Source organism: Roseiconus lacunae (genome assembly GCF_008312935.1).
GTDB lineage: Bacteria > Planctomycetota > Planctomycetia > Pirellulales > Pirellulaceae > Stieleria > Stieleria lacunae.
In genome coordinates, this window is the sequence record NZ_VSZO01000051.1 from 1 (window position 1) to 2,999 (window position 2,999).

Annotated in this window: 1 protein-coding gene; it reads left to right on the top strand. The window is 52.4% G+C overall.

The genetic code is table 11. The annotated features are described in order from the left end of the window. The first annotated feature begins 669 nt into the window (after positions 1–669). Positions 670–1,239, top strand: a complete 570-nt coding sequence (locus tag FYC48_RS23150; RefSeq protein ID WP_149499177.1) for a type II secretion system protein — start codon at positions 670–672, stop codon at positions 1,237–1,239. The last annotated feature ends 1,760 nt before the right edge of the window (positions 1,240–2,999 follow it).

Here is a 2,999-nt window from a genome sequence, read left to right on the forward strand (position 1 = left end):
CGAACCAAGTGATGAACGGGAGTCGCGGGCGCTGCTGTTTCCTGTGTTCAGGATGTTTGGCCGCGACCCCGTTATCACCAACGTTCGTCGTGCTTGGTTACGATGGTCTGTTCTTCTAGCTTTGAATTCAGCTTAACGCACACGCCAGATATGGTGACCGCGGTCGGCCCATGCTTGTTGACGCGACCTCGATTTCCTGGTGATCGCTCTTGATGTCACGGGTTGATAGATCATCGTCTCCAATCGGATGATGGCTTGGTGATTCGCAACGCAAGTCACTTTCGTCGTGCCGGGTGACTCGCATAGTGGCCCATCGATTGGCGACGGAACAGTAGTCGCCTGTTGATCGCAGCTGATGTTGCGGTTTTGTTGTCGCTCCTGCTTCACCGCATTGATTTACGTACTGGCCAATCCATTGGCTACGGAACCTCTGTTGTCTGTTGATCGCATTGGTGGTCACGGTTTGACATCGTAATTCTGGCTGATGTTGACGCCCCATGCCATTCAAACGATTGCTATAATGATTCTGGCCCGTCCAACTTCCAGCCGGCGGCAAACGTAGCCTGACGAACCATGTGATGAACGGGAGTCGCGGGCGCTGTTGTTTCCTCAGTTCACGATTTTTGGCCGCGACCCCGTTATCACCAACGTTCGCCGCAGTGAAAATACGTGAGCACCAGGATTCCAAAGCACCTTCGCCGTAACGGTGTGACACTGATTGAATTCTTAGTCGTGATTCTCATCATCGCGATTTGCCTCGGTTTGTTGTTGCCCGCAATACAGTCGGCTAGGGCCTCGGCACGCAGGACACAATGCGCAAGTAATTTGCGCGGGCTCAATAAAGAACCATACCTATCTTTCGACCGTTTTCCGTGCCCCGACTCACCCGATGCTTTTGGATACTTTCGCAATCTTGAAATCGAAAATGATCCGTTGGTTTTCAACGCAACACATTCGACAATCGAATGGCTGGAGCATAATGGCGGCCCTGTTATCGTTGATCCGGCATCACCCCCGGATATGAATCCGGAGACGTGGTTCACAACCGCGAATATCAACGCTGGATTGGTACTGCCAATCGTTGATAAATACATTGCTCGCAGTCGCCACATAGGCGATACCGCAAACTACCTATTTCTGGACGGCCACATCGAGATTATCGAGTCGAAGGTAATTGAAGGATGGGCGAAATCAGGTTTCAATTTCACCAAGGCAGGAGCAGGGCTTCCGCCTCACTAGTATCACACAACAATTCTTGCGTTGTCGGCGAACAAAACAATGCACCCAAGTCGCGGAGTCGCCGGCCAAGAAGTGGTGAGCTTTTTGCCGCGACTGGGTGATTGTCAACGTTCGCGTACACGCAAGCGATATTGTGCTGCGTCAAATGATGGTTCATCGCATTATTTGGTGATTCCGATCAGGCTACAATCGATCGAGGGACAGCGGGATTGAATCCTACGTAGATGTTGCTCGAATCTATCGATGGATCATCGGGTTGAGTTCAACGGCGCTGCGGTCGATGTCGAAGTCAATTGATGGATCATCGGGTTGCGGTTATTGGCATGTCGGACAATGCTGGTATCAATCGATGGTTCTCCAGGCTGGAATTCGTGTTGGTAAGTTGAGGTCTGAATCAATCGATGGCTCAACAGGATCCAATTGTCTTTCGTGCTGCAAACGGGTTAGAATTTACGCTTTGAACTCCGCTCCCGGCAAAGCCAAGTGTAAACCGCGAACCAGCGGATGCACGCAAGTCGCCGAGTTGAATTCAATGAAGTGGTTCGTCGTTCGCGGCGACCGCGTGATCCGTACCGTTCGTCGTGCTACTTCACGATCGTTGGTGCATTCACCTTCGAATGCGGATCAGATCCGACGCGTGTCTTTGTGGCTGGAACTGGGCCCATCGCTTCGTGACGCGACCTCTGTTTCCTGTTGATCGCTCTTGAAGTCGCGGTTTGATAGATCATCTTCTCCAATCGGATGATGGCTTGGTGATTCGCAACGCAAGTTACTTTCGCCGTACCGGAAGACTCACGTAGGGGCCCATTAATTGGCAACGGAACATCAGTCGCCTATCGATCGGACCTGATGTTGCGGTTTGGTCGTCGCGCCTGTCCCATCGCATAGACTCACGTACCGACCCATCCAATGACGACGAAACCTCTGTCGCTTGTTGATCGCAATCGTAGTCACGGTTTAACATCGTAATCCCACTTGACAATAAGGCCCATCACCACGCAGCGATTGCAACAATGGTTCTGGCCCGTCCAACTTCTAGCCGGCGGCAAACGTAGCCTGACGAACCATGTGATGAACGGGAGTCGCGGGCGCTGCTGTTTCCTGAGTTCACGATGTTTGGCCACGACCCCGTTATCACCAACGTTCGTCGTGCTACTTTACGTTCGTTGGTTCATTTACCTTCGAACGCGGATCAGATCCGACGCCTGTCGTCGTGACTGAATTCGGGGCCATCGTTTCGTGACGCGACCTCTGTTTCCTGGTGATCGCTCTTGATGTCACGGTTTGATAGATCCTCTTCTCCAATCGGATGATGGCTTGGTGATTCGCAATGCAAGTCACGTTCGTCGTGCCGGAAGGCTCGCGTAGTGGCCCATTACTTGGCAGAGGAACATCAGTCGCCAATTGATCGCACCTGATGTCGCGGATTTGTTGTCACTCCTTCCTCACCGTATTGATTCACGTACCGGCCCATCCATTGGCCACGGAACCACTGTCGCCTGTTGATCGCAATCGTAGTCACGGTTTAACATCGTAATCCCACTTGACAATAAGGCCCATCACCACCCAGCGATTGCTACAATGGTTCTGACCCGTCCAACTTCCAGCCGGCGGCAAACGTAGTCTGACGAACCATGTGATGAACGGGAGTCGCGGGCGCTGCTGATTCCTGAGTTCACGATGTTTGGCCGCGACCCCGTTATCACCAACGTTCGCCGACAGAAATGAAGAAGCTCGCATCATTGCTGATCTTCGCATTG